This window comes from Pseudomonas sp. HR96 (assembly GCF_034059295.1).
Lineage (GTDB): Bacteria > Pseudomonadota > Gammaproteobacteria > Pseudomonadales > Pseudomonadaceae > Aquipseudomonas.
The window spans coordinates 365,781-385,372 of record NZ_CP139141.1 but is presented as its reverse complement, the minus strand read 5'-3'; the positions used below and the strand labels follow the sequence as shown (position 1 = coordinate 385,372).

At 63.1% G+C, this 19,592-nt stretch carries 18 protein-coding genes; 6 read left to right on the top strand and 12 right to left on the bottom strand.

Annotated elements, in window-relative coordinates; genetic code table 11:
• Positions 1 to 47: 47 nt before the first annotated feature.
• The 4 genes from SFA35_RS01795 to SFA35_RS01780 all read right to left on the bottom strand — a co-directional run bounded on the left by SFA35_RS01795 (position 48) and on the right by SFA35_RS01780 (position 5,275).
• Complete coding sequence (locus SFA35_RS01795) at positions 48 to 1,142, bottom strand: polyamine ABC transporter substrate-binding protein (protein WP_320574574.1); 1,095 nt, start codon at positions 1,140 to 1,142, stop codon at positions 48 to 50.
• 159 nt (positions 1,143 to 1,301) lie between these two features.
• Positions 1,302 to 2,399: an extracellular solute-binding protein gene (locus SFA35_RS01790; protein ID WP_320574572.1), complete on the bottom strand. Its 1,098-nt coding sequence runs from the start codon at positions 2,397 to 2,399 to the stop codon at positions 1,302 to 1,304.
• A gap of 103 nt (positions 2,400 to 2,502) precedes the next feature.
• A complete protein-coding gene (locus SFA35_RS01785; protein ID WP_320574570.1) occupies positions 2,503 to 3,867 on the bottom strand; it encodes an aspartate aminotransferase family protein in 1,365 nt (454 codons plus the stop codon).
• A gap of 49 nt (positions 3,868 to 3,916) precedes the next feature.
• Positions 3,917 to 5,275: a glutamine synthetase family protein gene (locus SFA35_RS01780; protein WP_320574567.1), complete on the bottom strand. Its 1,359-nt coding sequence runs from the start codon at positions 5,273 to 5,275 to the stop codon at positions 3,917 to 3,919.
• Positions 5,276 to 6,021: 746 nt separating this feature from the next.
• On the opposite strand from SFA35_RS01780, the gene SFA35_RS01775 reads away from it, so the two are divergent.
• The gene (locus tag SFA35_RS01775) at positions 6,022 to 7,398 is read left to right on the top strand and encodes a glutamine synthetase family protein (protein ID WP_320574565.1); all 1,377 of its coding nucleotides are present in this window, start codon (positions 6,022 to 6,024) and stop codon (positions 7,396 to 7,398) included.
• 81 nt (positions 7,399 to 7,479) lie between these two features.
• Positions 7,480 to 8,115, top strand: a complete 636-nt coding sequence (locus tag SFA35_RS01770) for a TetR/AcrR family transcriptional regulator (protein ID WP_320574563.1) — start codon at positions 7,480 to 7,482, stop codon at positions 8,113 to 8,115.
• 40 nt (positions 8,116 to 8,155) lie between these two features.
• Here the strand turns inward: SFA35_RS01770 and SFA35_RS01765 are convergent, their stop codons facing one another.
• From SFA35_RS01765 to SFA35_RS01735, 7 genes are all read right to left on the bottom strand, one after another.
• A complete protein-coding gene (locus SFA35_RS01765; RefSeq protein WP_213878386.1) occupies positions 8,156 to 8,371 on the bottom strand; it encodes a TOBE domain-containing protein in 216 nt (71 codons plus the stop codon).
• A 23-nt stretch (positions 8,372 to 8,394) separates the two neighbouring features.
• The gene (gene ssuB / locus SFA35_RS01760; protein ID WP_320574558.1) at positions 8,395 to 9,207 is read right to left on the bottom strand and encodes an aliphatic sulfonates ABC transporter ATP-binding protein; all 813 of its coding nucleotides are present in this window, start codon (positions 9,205 to 9,207) and stop codon (positions 8,395 to 8,397) included.
• On the bottom strand, positions 9,204 to 10,028 hold the full coding sequence (ssuC, locus tag SFA35_RS01755) for an aliphatic sulfonate ABC transporter permease SsuC (protein ID WP_320574556.1): 825 nt from the start codon (positions 10,026 to 10,028) through the stop codon (positions 9,204 to 9,206). The genes ssuB and ssuC overlap by 4 nt, the downstream gene beginning before the upstream one ends.
• A 10-nt stretch (positions 10,029 to 10,038) precedes the next feature.
• Positions 10,039 to 11,187 (bottom strand): FMNH2-dependent alkanesulfonate monooxygenase, encoded by a 1,149-nt coding sequence (gene ssuD / locus SFA35_RS01750; protein WP_320574554.1) that lies wholly within the window; start codon positions 11,185 to 11,187, stop codon positions 10,039 to 10,041.
• Positions 11,188 to 11,252: 65 nt separating this feature from the next.
• Positions 11,253 to 12,221 (bottom strand): sulfonate ABC transporter substrate-binding protein, encoded by a 969-nt coding sequence (locus SFA35_RS01745; protein WP_320574551.1) that lies wholly within the window; start codon positions 12,219 to 12,221, stop codon positions 11,253 to 11,255.
• A 42-nt stretch (positions 12,222 to 12,263) separates the two neighbouring features.
• On the bottom strand, positions 12,264 to 12,902 hold the full coding sequence (locus SFA35_RS01740; RefSeq protein ID WP_320574549.1) for a peroxiredoxin: 639 nt from the start codon (positions 12,900 to 12,902) through the stop codon (positions 12,264 to 12,266).
• 157 nt (positions 12,903 to 13,059) lie between these two features.
• Positions 13,060 to 14,466 (bottom strand): OprD family porin, encoded by a 1,407-nt coding sequence (locus tag SFA35_RS01735; protein ID WP_320574547.1) that lies wholly within the window; start codon positions 14,464 to 14,466, stop codon positions 13,060 to 13,062.
• Positions 14,467 to 14,862: 396 nt separating this feature from the next.
• On the opposite strand from SFA35_RS01735, the gene tauA reads away from it, so the two are divergent.
• From tauA to tauD, 4 genes are read left to right on the top strand one after another with little or no spacing between them, the layout of a single operon-like run.
• Complete coding sequence (gene tauA / locus SFA35_RS01730; RefSeq protein WP_320574545.1) at positions 14,863 to 15,879, top strand: taurine ABC transporter substrate-binding protein; 1,017 nt, start codon at positions 14,863 to 14,865, stop codon at positions 15,877 to 15,879.
• 5 nt (positions 15,880 to 15,884) lie between these two features.
• Positions 15,885 to 16,676 carry a taurine ABC transporter ATP-binding subunit gene (gene tauB / locus SFA35_RS01725; protein WP_320574543.1) on the top strand — a complete coding sequence of 264 codons (792 nt, stop codon included), beginning with the start codon at positions 15,885 to 15,887 and terminating at the stop codon, positions 16,674 to 16,676.
• Positions 16,673 to 17,506 (top strand): taurine ABC transporter permease TauC, encoded by an 834-nt coding sequence (gene tauC / locus SFA35_RS01720; protein WP_320574541.1) that lies wholly within the window; start codon positions 16,673 to 16,675, stop codon positions 17,504 to 17,506. The genes tauB and tauC overlap by 4 nt, the downstream gene beginning before the upstream one ends.
• Before the next feature lie 60 nt (positions 17,507 to 17,566).
• Positions 17,567 to 18,400: a taurine dioxygenase gene (gene tauD / locus SFA35_RS01715; protein ID WP_320574538.1), complete on the top strand. Its 834-nt coding sequence runs from the start codon at positions 17,567 to 17,569 to the stop codon at positions 18,398 to 18,400.
• 127 nt (positions 18,401 to 18,527) lie between these two features.
• Here the strand turns inward: tauD and mgrA are convergent, their stop codons facing one another.
• Entirely contained in the window at positions 18,528 to 19,565 is a 1,038-nt protein-coding gene (gene mgrA / locus SFA35_RS01710; protein WP_320574537.1) for an L-glyceraldehyde 3-phosphate reductase, read from the bottom strand.
• Between the last annotated feature and the right edge of the window lie 27 nt (positions 19,566 to 19,592).

Sequence of the window (19,592 nt, the reverse complement as noted above, 5' to 3'; positions counted from 1 at the left end):
AAAATTCATTCAGCCGGCCCTGGATGGGCCAGCCTGAAACCATCTGATTACTTGCCCGACTTGATCCGGGTCCAGCTGCGCGTCATCAGCCGCTGCACATTGGGTGGCAGCTCGGCGTTGACGTAGAGCTTGTCCAGCACCTCCTGTGGAGGGTAGACCGCCGGGTCGTCGTGGACTTTCTGGTCCATGAGCTCCCCAGCCTTGGGGTTCGGGTTGGCATAGCCGACGGAGTCGCTGACCTGGGCGATCACCTCAGGCTTGAGCAAGTAATCGATGAAGGCATGGGCCTCCTTCACATTCTTGGCGTCAGCCGGGATCGCCAGCATGTCGAACCACAGGTTGCCACCCTCCTGGGGTATCGCATAAGCGACGTTCACACCCTTGCCAGCCTCCTTGGCGCGGGCTCGTGCCTGGAACACGTCGCCGGAGAAGCCGGCGGCGACGCAGATGTCGCCATTGGCGAGATCGGTGATGTATTTCGACGAATTGAAGTAGGTCACGTAGGGCCGCACGGCCATCAGCTTGGCCTCGGCCTTCTTGTAGTCCTCGGGGTTCTGCGAATTGGGGCTCAGGCCCATGTAGTTGAGCACGGCGGGCAGCATTTCATCGGCTGAGTCGAGGAAGGCCACGCCACACTTGGACAGCTTCTTGATGTTCTCGGGTTCGAACAGCATGGCCCAGGAATCGATCTTGTCGACGCCCAGCACCTCCTTGATCTTTTGCACGTTGTAACCGATGCCGTTGGTACCCCACAGATAGGGCACGGCGTACTGGTTACCCGGGTCATTTTTTTCCAGGCGCTTGAGCAAGGCCGGGTCAAGGTTGGAATAGTTGGGCAACTGCGCCTTGTCCAGTTTCTGGAAGGCGCCGGCCTTGATCTGCTTGCCAAGGAAGTGGTTGGACGGCACCACCACGTCATAGCCGGTGTGCCCGGCCAGCAACTTGCCTTCAAGGGTTTCGTTGGAGTCGAACACGTCGTACACCGGGACGATACTCGTGGCCTTCTGAAAGTCGGCCAGGGTGGTCTCGCCGATGTAGTCGGACCAATTGTAGATGCGCACGGTCGAGGCCGCTTGTACACCGACCGCAAAGGTCAGGCCTGCCGCGATCAGCAGGGTCTTGCGAAGGGGTGAAATAGCCAAGTGAGGTCCTCTCGAAAGTGCTCGGGTGGGCGGCAGCCGGCCTGCCGGAAAACTCCACCGGCGCGCAACTTACCTGCGTTTTTCTCTTGCGGCAAAAAGATTGTGTTCGGCGCAGCCGCCTGGTCCGTCACTCGTCCCAGGCGGCCGCCGACAGGGCAGTTACTTGCCCGACTTAACCGTGGTCCAGGCGCGGGTCATGATCCGCTGGGTGGCAGCGGGCAAATCGGCGATCGCGTACAACTTGGCCATCACGTCGGCAGGTGGGTAGATACCTGGGTCGCTGGTGATGTCCTTGTTGACGAACTCGGTCGCGGCGCTGTTGCCGTTCGGGTAGCTCACGGCATTGGAGATGTCGGCCATGTTGTGCGGGTCCATGATGAAGTTCATGAACTTGTAGGCGCCCTCGACGTTTTCGGCATCTTTCGGGATCGCCAGCATGTCGTAGAAGCTCCCGGCGCCTTCCTTGGGAATGCTGTAGGCGACATTCACGTTGTTCTTGGCTTCGGCGGCGCGGGTCTTGGCCTGGGAGATATCACCTGAGTAGCCAACGGCCACGCAGATGTTGCCGTTGGCCAGGTCCGAGATGTACTTGGACGAGTGGAAGTAAGTGATGTTCGGGCGAATCTTGAGCAACAGTGCCTGAGCCTTGTCGATGTCTTCCTTCTTCTGGGTGTCGGTCGGCAGGCCCAGGTAGTGCAGCGCCACCGGCAGCATCTCGGTCGGCGAATCGAGCATGGTCACGCCGCAGCCCTTGAGCTTCTCGAGGTTGCCGGGCTTGAACAGCAGGTCCCAGGAGTTGGTCGGGGCATCAGGGCCCAGTGCAGCCTTGACCTTGTCGGCGTTGTAGCCGATGCCGATGGTGCCCCACAGGTACGGGAAGGCGTGCTTGTTGCCCGGGTCGCTGACCGACACGGCCTTGAGCAATGCAGTGTTCAGGTTCTTCCAGTTCGGCAGCTTGGACTTGTCCAGCTCCAGGTACACGCCAGCCTTGACCTGCTTGGCGAGGAAGTTGTTGGACGGGACCACCACGTCATAGCCCGACTTGCCGGCGAGCAATTTGGCTTCCAGGGTTTCGTTGCTGTCGTACACATCGTAGACAACCTTGATTCCCGACTCCTTCTCGAACTTCTCGACTGTGTCCGGCGCGATGTAGTCGGACCAGTTGTACACGTGCAGGACCTTGTCATCCGCGTGGACTGCGCCAGCCATCGCACCCATAAGGGACATGGCGAGGAGGGTCTTGCCAAATATCTTCATGCGTAATGCTCCAATTATTTTTTGATCGCGGTCTGCACAAGCCAACTCATCTGCCCTGGCCGCCTCCAGGTGGCCAGGGCTTGTGCCAGGCCAAGCCTAGCATCTAGCCGTTGATCGCTTCGAGCGTCAGGTCCAGGCACAAGCGTGCCTTGGTCAGCAACTCGTCGATCTCGGCAAAACTGATCACCAAAGGTGGCGCAATGATCATGGTGTCACCCACGGCGCGCATGATCAGGCCGTTGTCGAAGCAGAACTGCCGGCAGATCATCCCCGCGCCCCGGCCTTCGTGACGCTGGCGGGTCGCCTTGTCCGCCACCAGCTCGATCGCTCCGAGCATGCCCAGCCCACGCACCTCACCCACCAGCGGGTGATCGGCGAGTTCGCGCAGTCGTTTCTGCAAATACGGTGCCGTTTCGCTTTTCACCCGCTCGATTATTTTTTCGTCGCGCAGGATGCGGATGTTTTCCAGGCCCACGGCCGCCGCCACCGGGTGCCCGGAATAGGTGAAGCCGTGGTTGAAATCGCCGCCCTCGTTGATCACCTTGACCACCTCGTCGCGCACGATCACCCCGCCCATGGGGATGTAGCCGCTGGTGAGGCCCTTGGCGATGGTCATCAGGTCCGGCTTGAGGTCGTAATAGTCCGAGCCGAACCATTCGCCCGTGCGACCGAAGCCGCAGATGACCTCGTCGGCGACGAACAGGATGTCGTAGCGGGCAAGGATTTCCTTGATCCGCGGCCAGTAGCTGTCCGGTGGAATGATCACCCCGCCGGCGCCCTGGATCGGCTCGGCGATAAAGGCCGCGACGTTGTCCTCGCCCACTTCGAGAATCTTCTTCTCGAGCTCGTCGGCGGCCCAGATGCCGAAGGCCTCGGCGCTCATCTCGCCACCCTCGCCGAACCAGTAGGGCTGGGCAATGTGGACGATGCCAGGGATCGGCAGGTCGCCCTGCTCGTGCATGCCGCTCATGCCGCCCAGGCTGGCGCCGGCCACGGTGGAGCCGTGGTAACCGTTGATGCGGCTGATGATGACCTTCTTCTGCGGCTGGCCCTTGAGCGCCCAGTAGTGGCGAACCAGACGCAGCACGGTGTCGTTGCCTTCGGAGCCGGAGCCGGTGAAGAACACATGGTTCATGCCGGCCGGCGCCACGTCGGCGACCGCCTTGGCCAGCTCCAGTGCCGGCGGGTGGGCCGTCTGGAAGAACAGGTTGTAGTACGGCAGCTCGCGCATCTGCTTGCTGGCCGCATCGGCCAGCTCTTCGCGGCCATAGCCGATGGCGACGCACCAGAGGCCGGCCATGCCATCGAGGATCTTGTTGCCCTCGCTGTCCCAGAGGTGCACGCCCTGCGCCTTGGTGATGATCCGCGGGCCCTTTTCCTTCAGCTGTTTATAGTCGCTGAAGGGCGCCAGGTGATGCTCGCCGCTGAGGGCTTGCCAGGCGAGGGTTTGCGGGTTGCGGGTGGTCATTTTTCGACTCCTTGTTTGAGACGGCGCGTTTTGTTTGAGACGGCGCGCATCACACCGCGAACAGCAGGAACTCGCGTTCCCACGAGCTGATCACGCGCTTGAAGTTTTCATGCTCGGCACGCTTGACCGCGACATAGCCGACGATGAATTTCTTGCCCAGGTATTTCTCGATCGTCTTGCTGTTTTCCATACGTTCCAGCGCATCCTCGATGGTCAGCGGCAGGCGCAGGTTGCGCCGCTCGTAGCCGCGGCCCTGCACCGGCGCGCTGGGGTTGATGCCCTCGACCATGCCGATGTAGCCGCACAGCAGGCTGGCGGCGATGGCCAGGTAGGGGTTGGCGTCGGCGCCCGGCAGGCGGTTTTCGACCCGGCGGTTCTGCGGGCCGGCATCCGGTACGCGCAGGCCTACGGTGCGGTTCTCTTCGCCCCACTCGACGTTGACCGGCGCCGAGGTGTCGGGCAGGAAGCGGCGGAACGAGTTGACGTTGGGCGCGAACAGCGGCAGCAGTTCCGGGATGAAGCGCTGCAGGCCGCCGATGTGGTGCAGGAACAGCTGGCTCATGCCGCCTTCTTCGTTGGAGAAGATGTTTTTGCCGGTGTGCAGGTCGATGATGCTCTGGTGCAGGTGCATGGCGCTGCCCGGCTCGCCGGTCATGGGCTTGGCCATGAAGGTGGCGGCCACGTTGTGCTTGAGCGCAGCCTCGCGCATGGTGCGTTTGAACACCAAGATCTGATCGGCCAGGTGCAGGGCGTTGCCGTGCCGGAAGTTGATCTCCATCTGCGCGGTGCCGTCTTCATGGATCAGCGTATCGAGGTCCAGGTGCTGTGCTTCGCACCAGTCGTAGACGTCCTCGAACAGCGGGTCGAATTCGTTGGCGGCCTCGATGGAGAACGACTGCCGGCCCGTCTCCGGGCGCCCGGAGCGGCCAATCGGCGGTTCCAGCGGAAAGTCCGGGTCTTCGTGGCGCTTGGTCAGGTAGAACTCCATCTCCGGCGCCACGATCGGCTGCCAGCCACGGTCGGCATACAGCTTGAGGACCTTCTTGAGCACGTTGCGTGGCGACAGCTCGATGGGGTTGCCCTGCTTGTCGTAGGTGTCGTGGATCACCTGCGCGGTGGGCTCGATGGCCCAGGGCACGAGAAACACCGCGTTCTCGTCGGGGCGGCAGATCATGTCGATGTCGGCGGGGTCGAGCAGCTCGTAGTAGATGTCGTCCTCCACGTAGTCGCCGGTCACCGTCTGCAGCAGCACGCTCTCGGGCAGGCGCATGCCCTTTTCGGCAATGAATTTGTTGGTGGGGGAGATCTTGCCGCGGGTGATCCCGGTGAGGTCGGCGATCAGGCATTCGACTTCGGTGATCTTGTGTTCTTTCAACCAATCGGTGAGCTGGTCGAGGTTGTTACTCATAAAGACCTCAGGAGGTAGCTGTCTATATAGCCCATCTGCCGGCTCGGCAAGTAGCCAGGCGCTGAGACGCGAGTGCGTCGTTTATTGTTGCTGCTTGTAAGGTAGCAGGATGCCAAGGCAAAGGCGTGAAGCCCGGCCTCAAGCGCCCGCGACACCTCCGGGCCTGGCGGCGAAGGTGCAAAAGGCTTGCCGCGCGCAGTGCGCAAGGCCCGACGCAGAGCTAGTATCGTGGTAGGGTTGAGGCTGCGGCCTGGAGCTGCGGGCTGGCAGGGCGTCAATTATATCGGCCGGCTGGCGAGTGTTCGGGGAAGGCGTCAGGATGAGCGGCAAGGCGCTTGCAGTTCGACCATGGCGGGCAACACTGGCTTGAAGGTCGGTTGACCGAGGGGAGTCCGGACGGTTGCGGGCAGGTGCCAGCGAAAACCACCGAGGGCATCGGCGAGCGCCGAGTGAAGCCAGGCGATACATGTGAACCCCCGGTATTATTGCTGTTATGGGTTGCGATCGAGCTTAGCCTTGTTCATTTTTTTTCACAACACCCCCGTAAAAAATACAACACGGGCTGATTTACAGGCGAACTGCGACCCGCGTGGCAGCCGCCTGAATGCCCCAAGTTGATGCAAAAATGGCTTTTGAGCGCCCTTTCAGGGCAAAACTGGGCTTGCTTGACTTCAGTATGGCTTTCGGATTGACTGAACCAGCTCAAGCCCAATGATTGATATTTTTAACAACAAAGGTGTTGCATCATGTCGGTACCCCCGCGTGCCGTTCAGCTTAACGAAGCGAACGCATTCCTTAAGGAACATCCTGAGGTTCTGTACGTCGACCTTCTGATTGCAGATATGAACGGTGTCGTTCGTGGCAAACGAATCGAACGCACCAGCCTCCACAAGGTTTACGAGAAAGGCATCAACCTGCCGGCCTCGCTGTTCGCCCTGGACATCAACGGCTCCACGGTGGAAAGCACCGGCCTGGGTCTGGACATCGGCGACGCCGACCGCATCTGCTATCCCATCCCTGACACCCTCTCCAATGAGCCTTGGCAGAAGCGCCCGACCGCGCAGCTGCTGATGACCATGCACGAGCTCGAAGGCGAGCCGTTCTTCGCCGACCCGCGTGAAGTGCTGCGCCAGGTGGTGAGCAAGTTCGACGAGCTGGGCCTGACCATCTGCGCCGCATTCGAGCTGGAGTTCTATCTGATCGACCAGGAGAACGTGAACGGCCGGCCGCAGCCGCCACGCTCGCCGATTTCCGGCAAGCGTCCGCACTCGACTCAGGTCTACCTGATCGACGACCTCGACGAATACGTCGACTGCCTGCAGGACATCCTCGAAGGGGCCAAGGAGCAGGGCATCCCGGCCGACGCGATCGTCAAGGAAAGCGCCCCGGCGCAGTTCGAGGTCAACCTGCATCACGTCGCCGACCCGATGAAGGCCTGCGATTACGCGGTACTGCTCAAGCGCCTGATCAAGAACATCGCCTACGACCATGAGATGGACACCACCTTCATGGCCAAGCCGTACCCCGGCCAGGCTGGCAATGGCCTGCATGTGCATATCTCGGTGCTGGATAAAGACGGTCGCAACATCTTTACCAGCGAGGATCCCGAGCAGAACGCCGCATTGCGTCACGCAATCGGCGGTGTGCTCGAGACCCTGCCCGCGTCGATGGCCTTCCTCTGCCCCAACGTCAACTCGTACCGCCGTTTCGGCGCGCAGTTCTATGTGCCGAACTCGCCCTGCTGGGGCCTGGACAACCGCACCGTGGCCCTGCGCGTACCGACCGGCACACCGGACGCCGTGCGCCTGGAGCACCGCGTAGCCGGGGCGGATGCCAACCCCTACCTGCTGATGGCGGCGGTCCTGGCCGGCGTGCACCACGGTTTGACCAACAAGGTCGAGCCGAACGAGCCGGTGGAAGGCAACTCCTACGAGCAGAACGAGCAGAGCCTGCCAAACAACCTGCGCGATGCCCTGCGCGAGTTGGACGACAGCGAAATCCTCGCTCGGTATATCGATCCCAAGTACATCGACATTTTTGTCGCCTGCAAGGAAAGCGAGCTGGAGGAGTTCGAACACTCCATCTCCGACCTTGAGTACAACTGGTATCTGCACACCGTCTAGTGCGTGCTGCCCGGGGGCGTCACAGCCCCCGGGCCATCAATGCGATATGTATAATCTTCGCGGCCCTGCCAGGAGATCGCCATGACGCGCACCGTCACGCCCCGCAAACCCCGAGCGCGCAGTCAGGCGCGCATCGACACCATCCTCGATGCCGCACGGGTGCTGCTGGCCAGCGAAGGGGTCGGCAGCCTGTCGATCTACAGCGTTGCCGACCGGGCCGGCATCCCGCCCTCCTCCGTCTACCATTTCTTCGCCAGCGTCCAGGCCCTGCTCGAGGCGCTCACCGCCGACGTGCACGCGGCGTTTCGTGCCTGCCTGCAGGCCCCCATCGATATCGCCCGCATGCGCGATTGGCGTGATCTTTCACGCCTGGTCGAGCAACGCATGCTGGATATCTACGAAGAGGATGCGGCCGCGCGCCAGTTGATCCTGGCGCAGCATGGGCTCAGTGAAGTGACCCAGGCCGACCGCCAGCACGACCTGGAGCTGGGCAAGCTGATGCACCAGCTGTTCGACCGCCACTTCGAACTGCCGCGCCTGCCGGACGAAGTCGACGTGTTCGCGCTGGCCATGGAACTGGGGGACCGCGTGTATGCGCGGTCCATGCAGCTGCACGGGCACATCACCCCGCGCATGGCCGAGGAAGGCATGCGCGTGTTCGATGCGTATCTGGGGTTGTATCTGCCACCTTTTCTGGCTCGCCGCGCGACCGCCTGACGACCAGGACAATCGTGGGAGCGGGCTTGACCGCGAGCGGTCAAAGCTTGGCGATCGACACTTCCGTCGACTTGACGAAGGCAATCACCTCACTGCCCACCACCAACTCCAGCTCCTTGACCGAGCGGGTGGTGATCACCGAGGTGACGATGCCCGAGGCCGTCTGCACGTCGATTTCCGACAGCACCGGCCCCTCGATGATTTCCTTGACGGTGCCTTTGAACTGGTTGCGTACGTTGATCGCTTTGATGCTCATGGGGTAGTCCTCCAGGTAATGAATTAAAGCGCCCAGCGCAGTTGGGTGGGCAAGGGTGAGGTCGGCTCCGGGTCGGGTGGGTTGCCCGGCAGGGCCAGCACCCGGTGCAGCACCTGCGCTTCCAGCGAGGCCAGGCGATGCGAACCGCGGGCGCGGGGGCGCGGCAGGTCGACCAACAGGTCGAGGCCCACTTCGCCCTCCTCGATCAGGATCACCCGATCGGCGACCGCCACCGCTTCGCTGACGTCGTGGGTCACCAGCAACACCGTGAAGCCATGCTGTTGCCACAGGCGTTCGATCAACTGCTGCATCTCGATCCGGGTCAAGGCGTCCAGTGCGCCCAGCGGCTCGTCCAGCAACAGCAGCCGCGGCTTGTGGATCAGGGCGCGAGCCAGGGCCACCCGTTGCTTCTGGCCGCCGGACAGCGCGGTCGGCCATTCATGGGCCCGTTCCGCCAGCCCCACGGCTTCCAGGGCTTGCAGCGCCTGGGGGCGCCAGTCGCCCTTGAGGCCCAGGCCGACGTTGTCGATGACCTTTTTCCAGGGCAGCAGACGCGCCTCCTGGAACATCAGCCGGGTGTCTTCGCGCGCCTCGCTGAGCGCGGCGGTGCCGGCCAGCAATTGCCCGCTGCTGGGTTGGTCGAGACCGGCCAGCAGGCGCAGCAAGGTACTCTTGCCGCAGCCGCTTCGGCCGACGATGGCGACGAATTGCCCGGCCGGGATGTGCAGATCGATCTCGCGCAGCACTTCGCGCTCGCCGAACGCCTTGCGCAGCTTGCGCGCGGCCAGGGGTATGCCGCGCAACAGATGCGGCGGTTGTTCTCTGAGCACGGTCATGCGGCGCTCCTTTTTACCGAGGGGCTGCCGGCAGCAGTGGCCGGGGTCTTCTTCACCACCTGGTACGCCGGATGCCAGCGCAGCCAGACGCGCTCCAGGCCACGGGCGGCAAGGTCGGCGAGCTTGCCGAGAACCGCATAAAGGACGATGGCCAGAACCACCACGTCGGTCTGCAGGAATTCGCGAGCGTTCATCGCCAGGTAACCGATACCGGAACTGGCCGAAATGGTTTCCGCCACGATCAGGGTCAGCCACATGAAGCCCAGGGCGAAGCGCACACCCACCAGGATCGACGGCAACGCACCCGGCAGGATCACCTGGCGAAACAGCCCGAAACCCGACAGCCCATAACTGCGCGACATCTCCACCAACGCCGGGTCGACGTTGCGAATGCCGTGGTAGGTATTCAGGTAGATCGGGAACAGGGTGCCCAGCGCCACCAGGAAAATCTTCGCGGTCTCGTCGATGCCGAACCACAGGATCACCAGCGGAATCAGCGCCAGGTGCGGCACGTTGCGGATCATCTGGATCGAGCTGTCGAGCAACCGTTCACCCCAGGCCGACAGCCCGGTGATGAAGCCCAGGATCAGGCCGATGCTCCCGCCGATGACAAAGCCCACCGCGGCGCGCCAGGTGCTGATGCCCAGGTGGGTCCAGATCTCGCCGCTGCGCACCAGGCTCACGCCGGCTTCGATGACCGCAGCAGGGGATGGCAGGATCCGCGTGGACAGCCAGCCGGCCGACACCGACAGCTGCCAGGCCAGCAGCAACAGGACCGGCAGCGCCCAGGGCGCCAGCCGGTGTAACCATGGATTGTTCATTGGCCTGTCCTCAGCTTTGTGCTGCGGCTTTGGGCAGGATGTCGTTGGCCACCATCTCGCCGAACGGGCTCACGTAGCTCGCGCCCTCGGGCAGGCCCGGACGCTCGACGTCCAGGTGCGGGAACAGCAGTTCGGCCACTCGATACGACTCTTCCAGGTGCGGATAGCCGGAAAAGATGAAGGTGTCGATGCCCAGCGCCGCGTACTCCTTGACCCGCGCGGCCACGGTCGGGCCATCGCCGACCAGCGCCGTGCCGGCACCGCCGCGCACCAGGCCGACCCCGGCCCACAGGTTGGGGCTGACTTCGAGCTTTTCCTTGCTGCCACCGTGCAGGGCCGCCATGCGTTGCTGGCCGACCGAATCGAAGCGCGCCAGGGACGCCTGCGCACGCTTGATGGTCTCGTCGTCGACGTGGGAGATGAGGCGGTCGGCGGCTGCCCACGCTTCAGCGTTGGTCTCGCGCACGATCACGTGCAGGCGGATGCCGAAGCGTACGCTGCGGCCCAGCTTGGCGGCCTTCTCGCGCACGGCGGCGATCTTCTCGGCGACCGCTTCCGGCGGCTCGCCCCAGGTCAGGTACAGCTCGACCTGTTCGGCAGCGAGGTCCTGCGCGGCATCCGAGGAGCCACCGAAATACAACGGCGGCCGCGGCTGCTGCACCGGTGGATAGAGCAGCTTGGCGCCTTTGACGGTCAGGTGCTTGCCGTCGTAGTCGACCGTCTCGCCTTCCAGCACGCGGCGCCAGATGCGGGTGAATTCCACCGAAGCTTCGTAACGCTCTTCATGGCTGAGGAACAGGCCGTCACCCGCCAGTTCGTCCGGATCGCCGCCGGTTACCAGGTTGAACAGCGCACGGCCGCCGGAAAGGCGGTCGAGGGTCGCCGCCTGCCGCGCGGCAACGGTGGGAGAAATGATGCCCGGACGCAGCGCAACGAGGAACTTCAAGCGCTGGGTCACCGGGATCAGCGAGGCCGCCACCAGCCAGGAATCTTCGCAGGAGCGCCCGGTCGGAATCAGCACGCCACCGAAGCCCAGGCGGTCGGCGGCCTGGGCGATCTGTTGCAGGTAGCCGTGATCGACCGCCCGTGCACCTTCGGAGGTGCCAAGGTAATGGCCATCACCGTGGGTGGGCAGGAACCAGAAAATATTGAGGCTCATGGAGTTGTCTCCTAAGGGGGTGAGGCGGGGCCAGCCGTGCAGGGCGGCGGCAGGCCCGGCGCGGCTTACTGGGCGCTGGCGACTTTCTTGCCGGGCGGCGTCCAGATCACGTCTTTCACGGACAAGGGTTTGGGAATCAGTTTGAGCTGGTAAAAGCTGTCGGCGATTTTCTGCTGCGCCGCGATCACCTCGGGGGTCATGAAACCGGCCCCGTAGCCCTGGCGCTTGACCGAGGTCAGGGTGATGTCGGCCGGCAGGCCGAGCAGCGGCGCGACTTGTGCGGTGACTTCATCCGGGTGGGCCTTGGACCACTCGCCCACCGAGCGCACTTCGTCGATCAGGGTGGCGATCACCTGTGGATGCTCGGCGGCGAAAGGCCGGGTCGCCAGGTAGAACTGGTGGTTGTCGGCCAGGCCGCTGGCGTCACGCAGGGTGCGCGCCTTTAGCTGGTTTTCGGCGGCGGCCTGGTACGGGTCCCAGATCACCCAGGCGTCCACCGCGCCGCGCTCGAAAGCCGCGCGAGCGTCGGCCGGCGCCAGGAACACGGTCTGGATGTCGCTGTACTTGAGGCCGGCATCCTCCAGCGCACGCACCAGCAGGTAGTGCACGTTGGAGCCTTTGTTGAGCACCACCTTCTTGCCCTTGAGCTCGGCAACCGATTTGATCGGCGAATCCTTGGGCACCAGGATCGCCTCGCTGGCAGGCGCTGGCGGCTCATAGGCGACATACACCAGATCGGCACCGGCCGCCTGGGCAAACACCGGAGGGGTTTCGCCGGTGACGCCGAAATCGATCGAGCCGACGTTCAAGCCCTCTAGCAGCTGCGGCCCACCCGGAAACTCGGTCCATTGCACCTGCACGCCTTGTTCGGCGAGGCGTTTTTCCAGCGAACCGCGCGCCTTGAGCAGCACCAGGGTGCCGTATTTCTGGTAACCGATACGCAGGGTGTCGGCCTGGGCCTGGCTCAACGCGCCGAACGCAACGGCGGCGCTGAACAAGGCGAAAAGACTGCGGCGCAAAATCTGGGTGCGCATTGACGCTCTCCGGGGCTGCGGGATAAGGAAAGTGGGTGCGGCTTAGCGGTTGGGCTGCGGGGTCAGGCGCAGGTACGGCTTGACGGCCTTGTAGCCTTTGGGAAAGCGCTGCTTGATCTCGTCTTCGTCCTTGAGCGAGGGCACGATCACCACGTCGTCGCCGTCCTGCCAGTTGGCCGGGGTGGCCACCTTGTGACTGTCGGTCAGCTGCAGAGAGTCGATCACCCGCAGGATCTCGTGGAAGTTGCGCCCGGTGCTGGCCGGGTAGGTGATGGTCAGGCGGACCTTCTTGTTCGGGTCGATGACGAACAGCGAACGCACGGTCAGGGTGTCGTTGGCGTTGGGGTGGATCAGGTCGTAGAGGTCGGACACCTTGCGGTCGGCGTCGGCGAGGATGGGGAAGTTCACCGTGGTCGCCTGGGTCTCGTTGATGTCGTCGATCCAGCGGTGGTGAGAGTCGACCGGGTCCACCGACAGGGCGATGGCCTTGACCCCGCGCTGGGCGAACTCGTCCTTGAGCTTGGCGGTGAAGCCCAGTTCAGTGGTGCACACCGGCGTGAAGTCGGCGGGGTGGGAGAACAGCACGCCCCAGCTGTTACCCAGCCACTCATGGAAATGAATGGTGCCGGCGCTGGAATCCTGAACAAAATCGGGGGCTATGTCGCCGAGTCTGATGGTCATGCTGCTGCTCCTGGGCTGTGTTGCTTGGAGCGCTACTGTGCACTGAGTCAGGAAAGATAAAAAAGAATAAATAACGATTTGGATATTCTTGAAAAGAATAACGAATATAGAATGAAAAAAACCCGGCCGGGGCCGGGTTTTTTCGATTGCGACAACCTTACTTCAGCGGGAACTGATAGCTCAGGATGACGCGGTTCTCGTCTTGTTCACGCTGGTTAGCAGCGCTCGAGAAGTTGTTGCGCCACGAAGCGTTCTTCCACATCACGCCGAAGTTCTTCAGCGGGCCTTCGGGCACTACGTAAGCGATGGTGATGTCGCGTTCCCACTCGTTGGCACCATCAGCAGTCTGTACGGGACGGGCCGCGTTGGAGTACAGGTCGATGTTGTCGCCACGCAGATAGACAATACCAAAGGTTGCACCAGGCACACCCAGTTTGGCGAAGTCATACGAGTAGCGAGCCTGCCAGGTTTTCTCACCGGCACGGCCGAACTTCTGGATCTGCATGTCAGTGATGGTGTAGTTCGACGAACCGTCACCCTGGTTCAGCCACGGGAAGTCGCTGCTGCCGTTGCTGACCTGATAACCGCCACCAAAGGTGTGACCGGCCACGGTGTAGAGGAACAGACCGCTGGCCAGGTTGTTGTCGACTTCGCCACGACCACTTGGGGAGTTCTGATAGGCGCCGGTCGAGTAGTACAGGGTGTTGTTGCCGTCTTTGCCGTCGCTGCTGCTGTGGAAGTAACGCAGATCAGACTTCAAGACACCCGGGCCGATCGACCAGTTGTGTACCAGGCCGACGAAGCTCTGGTTGTAGAAGTCTTCCAGGTTGCCGAAATAGTACTGCAGCAGCAGGTCTTTGGTGACTTTGTAATCAGCACCGGCGTAGCGGAAATCGTTGCTGCGACGACCCGTTGCTAGGTTGCTGTTACCACCACCGTTGGCGCCGCTGATCGACAGATCTTCGGTGTTGCTGGAGTTACGGCCCTTGGCTTCGGTGATCTTGCCCGCGATCAAGGTCACATCCTTGATGTCGTTGGACGTCACCTGGCCACCGGTCCACCACTGTGGCACCAGGCGACCGTCGTTAGACATGATGACCGGCAGCTTGGGCTGCAGAGTGCCCAGCTTCAGTTCAGTCTTGGAGACTTTGGCCTTGGCCGTCAGGCCCATGGTCGCGAAGTCGTCAACGGCATCGCCATTGCGCTGGCTCGGGAACACAGTGCCGCCATCGAGGGAGCTGGTCGCGTTCTGGCCGTTGGAACCACGGCCGGAATCCAGGCGCAGGGCGTACACGCCGATAGCGTCCAGACCGAAGCCTACGGTGCCTTTGGTATAACCAGAGATGAACTCGGCCTGGAAGGCCTGACCCCACTCGGAGTTGAGGCTCTGTACACCATTGCGCTTGTTGGCAGCGGTGTTGGTGTCCGAATCACGGTTGTCAGTGTTGATGTAGAAGTTGCGCAGCTTCAGGGTCGCTTTACTGTCATCCAGAAAGCCATCGGCGTGAGCCTGGCTGACCAGAACGCCCGCGGCAACAGCCAGCGCCAGGGTGGATTTATACATTGAACAGCTCCTCTCAATATTTTCTAATTTTTGTGTGCCATGGCTGGGAATCTGTCGTTCCTTTGCGCCAGCGAGCGTGATTAAGTCCAAAACTGACCGACCGGTCAACAACCATCGGTCAGTCGCCATTGAACTTTTCCACCCACGTTCGGGGCGTGCAGCTTAAAGAACATTTCATAGGCGCCAAAAGAATTGTTTCAACACCGTTGATACGAATTTGGAATAACAAACCTACCCAACACTCTTAAAAGTTCTTTAAAGCGGCAAACCTCATAAGCTAAGCACTAAAAAGTATTTACTGCGGCTTTTTTAGATCGTTTAGCTTCAGCAGACCGGACGACCGGCCGCTCATTCTCCCGACCCTTTATTACAGAATTGCTACACCCGAGGTGTACTATGGCTATCGGCCGCTCCCTTCCTAACTCAAATTTCACCTTCAAGATTCTTTCCACGCTGACCTTGGGTGTCGCTATCGCGTTGGCCGCGGCCATTCCCGCACAGGCCGACGAAACCTTGCACGTGGGTTACCAGACCGGTATCGACCCGAGCAAAGTGCCCCAGGCCGACGGCACCTACGAAAAAGCGATTGGCGAGAAGATCGACTGGCGCCGCTTCAACAGTGGCCCGGAAGTGGTCACGGCCCTGGCCTCGGGCGACCTGCAGATCGGCAACCTGGGCTCCAGCCCGCTGGCCGCAGCGGCCTCGCGCAAACTGCCGATCGTGGCGTTCATTGTCTCGGCACAGATCAATTCGGCTGAAGCCCTGGTGGTGCGCAACGGCAGCGGCATCGACAACCCGCAGCAGCTGGTGGGCAAGACCATTGCCACACCGTTCGTGTCCACCTCGCACTACAGCCTGCTGGGCGCCCTGAAACACTGGGGCCTGGAAGGCAAGGTCAAGGTGGTCAACCTGCAACCGGCGGAGATCGCCGCCGCCTGGAAGCGCGGCGACATCGACGGCGCATTCGTCTGGTCGCCGGCCCTGGGGGAAATCCGCAAGACCGGCAAGACCCTTACCGATGCCGCACAGGTCGCCCAATGGGGCGCGCCGACGTTCGAGGTGTGGGTAGCGCGCAAGGACTACGCCGACAAGCACCCGGACGTGGTCGCCAAATTCGCCAAGGTCACCCTCGATTCGTTCGCCGACTACGCCGCCCACAAGGACGCCTGGACCGCCGACTCGGCGCCGGTGCAGAAGATCGCCAAGCTGACCGGCGCCAATGCCGCCGACGTGCCTGAACTGCTCGCCGGCTCGGCCTTCCCCGACGCCAAGGCGCAGCAAACCCCAGCCTTGCTGCAGGGTGGTACCGCCAAAGCCATCGCCCAGACCGCCGATTTCCTCAAGGAGCAGGGCAAGGTGGAAAGCGTGCTGCCGGACTACTCGCCCTACGTCAGCGCCAAGTTCGCGGAGTAACCGGCATGGCCCAGCTGCAGCTCGAACGCATCAGCGCCCACTACCCCGGCGCGGCCGCGCCGGTGCTCGCCGACATCTCCCTGACCCTCGGGCCACAGCAGTTGTTGGTGGCGCTGGGGCCCTCGGGCAGCGGCAAGACCTCACTGTTGAACCTGATCGCCGGCTTCGTGCGGCCCAGCGCCGGGCGCATCACCCTCGACGGCGTACCGGTGCAGGGGCCGGGGGCCGAGCGCGGGGTGGTGTTCCAGGACGACGCCCTGCTGCCCTGGCAGAACGTGCTGGCCAACGTCGGCTTCGGCCTGGCGCTGGCCGGCGTGCCGCGTCAGCAACGTGACCAGCGCGCCCGCGAGATGCTCGCCCTGGTCGACCTTGCCGACTTCGGCGAGCGCCATGTCTGGCAGCTGTCCGGGGGCCAGAAGCAACGGGTGGGCCTGGCGCGCGCCTTGGCCGCCGACCCGCGCGTGCTGCTGATGGACGAGCCGTTCGGCGCCCTTGACGCCTTCACCCGCGAGCAGATGCAGGAGCTGTTGCTGCAGGTCTGGCAACGCACGGCCAAGCCAGTGTTCCTGATCACCCATGACATCGAGGAGGCGGTATTCCTCGCCACCGACCTGATCCTGCTGGCGCCCAACCCCGGCCATATCGAGGAGCGCCTGGCGCTGGATTTCGGCCTGCGCTACGGCGCCGGCGAATCGGCGCGCTCGATCAAATCCGACCCGCGTTTCATCGAAACCCGCGAACACGTGCTCTCGCGGGTGTTTTCCCAACGCGCAGCCTTGCGCCAGGAGCCGGCATGAGCAGCTACCAGATCCCTGTCAGCAAAGCCGCCCAGGCGCCTGCCGCAGCGCGCGGCAAATGGCGCATCGGCACCCGCTGGATCAGCACCCTGACCCTCGCGGCCGTGCTGTTGCTGTGGTGGGCGGTGACCGCCGGCGGCCTGATCGAACCCTTGTTCCTGCCGCCCCCCAGCGCGGTGGTGGAAAAAGGCTGGCTGCTGGCGACCAAGGGCTACATGGACGTCACGCTCTGGCAGCACCTGGGCGCCAGCCTGCAACGCATCGGCATCGCCCTGGTGTTCGCCGTACTGTTCGCCATTCCGGTGGGCATCGCCATCGGCACCAACCGCATCGCCCAAGGCATCCTGGACCCGCTGATCGAGTTCTACCGGCCGATTCCGCCCCTGGCGTATCTGCCGCTGATCGTGATCTGGTGCGGCATCGGCGAGCTGTCCAAGGTACTGCTGATCTACCTCGCGATCTTCGCCCCGATCGCCATCGCCACTGCCACCGGTGTGCGCAATGTCGACCCGGCGCGGCTGCGCGCTGCGCAGTCGCTCGGGGCAACACGCGCACAACTGATCCGCCATGTGATCCTGCCGAGTGCCCTGCCGGATATCCTCACCGGCGTGCGCATCGGGCTGGGGGTCGGCTGGTCGACCCTGGTCGCCGCCGAGCTGATCGCCGCCACCAGCGGGCTGGGCTTCATGGTGCAGTCGGCCGCGCAGTTCCTGGTCACCGACGTGGTGGTGCTGGGCATCCTGCTGATCGCTCTGATCGCCTTCGGCCTGGAAATGGGCCTGCGCGCGCTGCAACGTCGGCTGGTGCCCTGGCATGGCCAGAGCCATTGAAGCTGCAAGCGTTTACAACTGACCACGCCGACAGTTCGGCGCTGATGGACGAGTATCGAGATGAACCTGCAACTGTTTCCCCTGAGCCCTGCCCTTGGCGCCCGCGTCGAGGGTGTGGACTTGAGCCTGCCACTGGCTGAAGCCGAGCGTGACGCCATCGAACGCGCCCTGTTGCAACACCAGGTGCTGTTCTTTCGCAACCAGCCGCTGACCCCGCGCCAGCAGGCGGACTTCGCGCGGCGCTTCGGCGACCTGCACATCCACCCGATCTACCCCAACGTGCCGGAGCAGCCCGAAGTGCTGATCCTCGACACGGCAGTGACCGACGTACGCGACAACGCCATCTGGCACACCGACGTGACCTTCCTGCCCACCCCGGCCATGGGCGCAGTGCTCAGCGCCAAACAGGTGCCGGCCTGGGGCGGCGACACACTCTGGGCCAGTGGCGCTGCCGCCTACGAAGCACTGTCGGCGCCGCTCAAGCGACTGCTGGACGGCCTCACCGCGACCCATGACTTCACCAAGTCCTTCCCGCTGGAGCGCTTCGGCAGCACCGCCGAAGACCTCGCCCGCTACGAAGCAACGCGCCGCCAGCATCCGCCGTTGTCGCACCCAGTGATCCGCACCCACCCGGTCAGCGGGCGCAAAGGCCTGTTCGTCAGCGAAGGCTTCACCACCCGCATCAACGAACTGGAACCGGCCGAAAGCCAGGCCATCCTCAACCTGCTGTTCGCCCACAGCACCCGCCCGGAGTTCACCGTGCGCTGGCAATGGCAGGCGGGCGACGTGGCGTTCTGGGACAACCGCTGCACGCAACATTACGCCGTGGACGACTACCGCCCGCAGCGGCGGGTGATGCACCGGGCGACGGTGTTGGGGGATGTGCCGGTTTGAAGGGCGAGGTGATGCCCTCGCCAGCTCCGCCGGCTCCTACGCCAACCCCGGGGCCCCCACAGGTGGCGTAGGAGCCGGCGAAGCTGGCGAGGTTGCAAAAACCGCGCATGGCCAGACAATGCGCCCATCACTGCGCCAGTGATGGCTTCTCCCACAGATTGATGCCGCCCTCCACCGCGAACCGATCGATCTCGGCCAATTCCTCGGCACTGAACTTCAGGTTGTCCAGAGCCTTGACGTTCTCGACGATCTGCTCGGGCCGGCTGGCGCCGATCAGCGCCGAGGTCACCCGTGGATCGCGCAGGGTCCAGGCCAGGGCCATCTGCGCCAGGCTCTGACCGCGCTTCTGGGCGATCGCGTTGAGCGCGCGGATGTGCGCCAGATTGGTCTCGGACAGATGCGACTTCTGCAAGGAGCCACCACCCGGGCGATTGACTCGCGAGTCTTCCGGCACGCCATTGAGGTACTTGTCGCTGAGCAGCCCCTGGGCCAGCGCAGTGAACACAATCACCCCGGCCCCGACTTCCTCGGTCACGTCCAGCAGGTCCTTCTCGACCCAACGGTTGAGCAGGTTGTACGCCGGCTGATGAATCAAAAGCGGCACCTTCCACTCTTGCAGCAACCTGGCCATCTCGCGAGTCTTGGTGCCCGAGTAGGACGAAATGCCGATATACAACGCCTTGCCCTGCTGCACGGCAGTGGCCAGCGCGCTGGCGGTCTCTTCCAGCGGCGTGTCCGGGTCGAAGCGGTGCGAATAGAAGATATCCACATACTCGAGGCCCATACGCTGCAGGCTCTGGTCGAGGCTGGCCAGTACATACTTGCGCGAACCGCCACCCTGCCCGTACGGCCCCGGCCACATGTCCCAGCCAGCCTTGCTGGAGATGATCAGCTCGTCGCGATAATGCTTGAAGTCCTCGCGCAACAACCGCCCGAAATTGACCTCGGCGCTGCCGTAGGGCGGGCCGTAGTTGTTGGCCAGATCGAAGTGGTTGATCCCCAGGTCGAACGCCGTGCGCAGCATTGCGCGCTGGGTATCGATCGGCGTGGCATCGCCGAAGTTGTGCCAGAGGCCCAGTGACAGGGCAGGCAGCACCAGGCCACTGCGGCCCACTCGGCGGTAGGGGACGGATTCGTAGCGATTTTTGGCGGCGATGTAGGTCATTGTCATTCCTGTTGTTATCGAGGACTG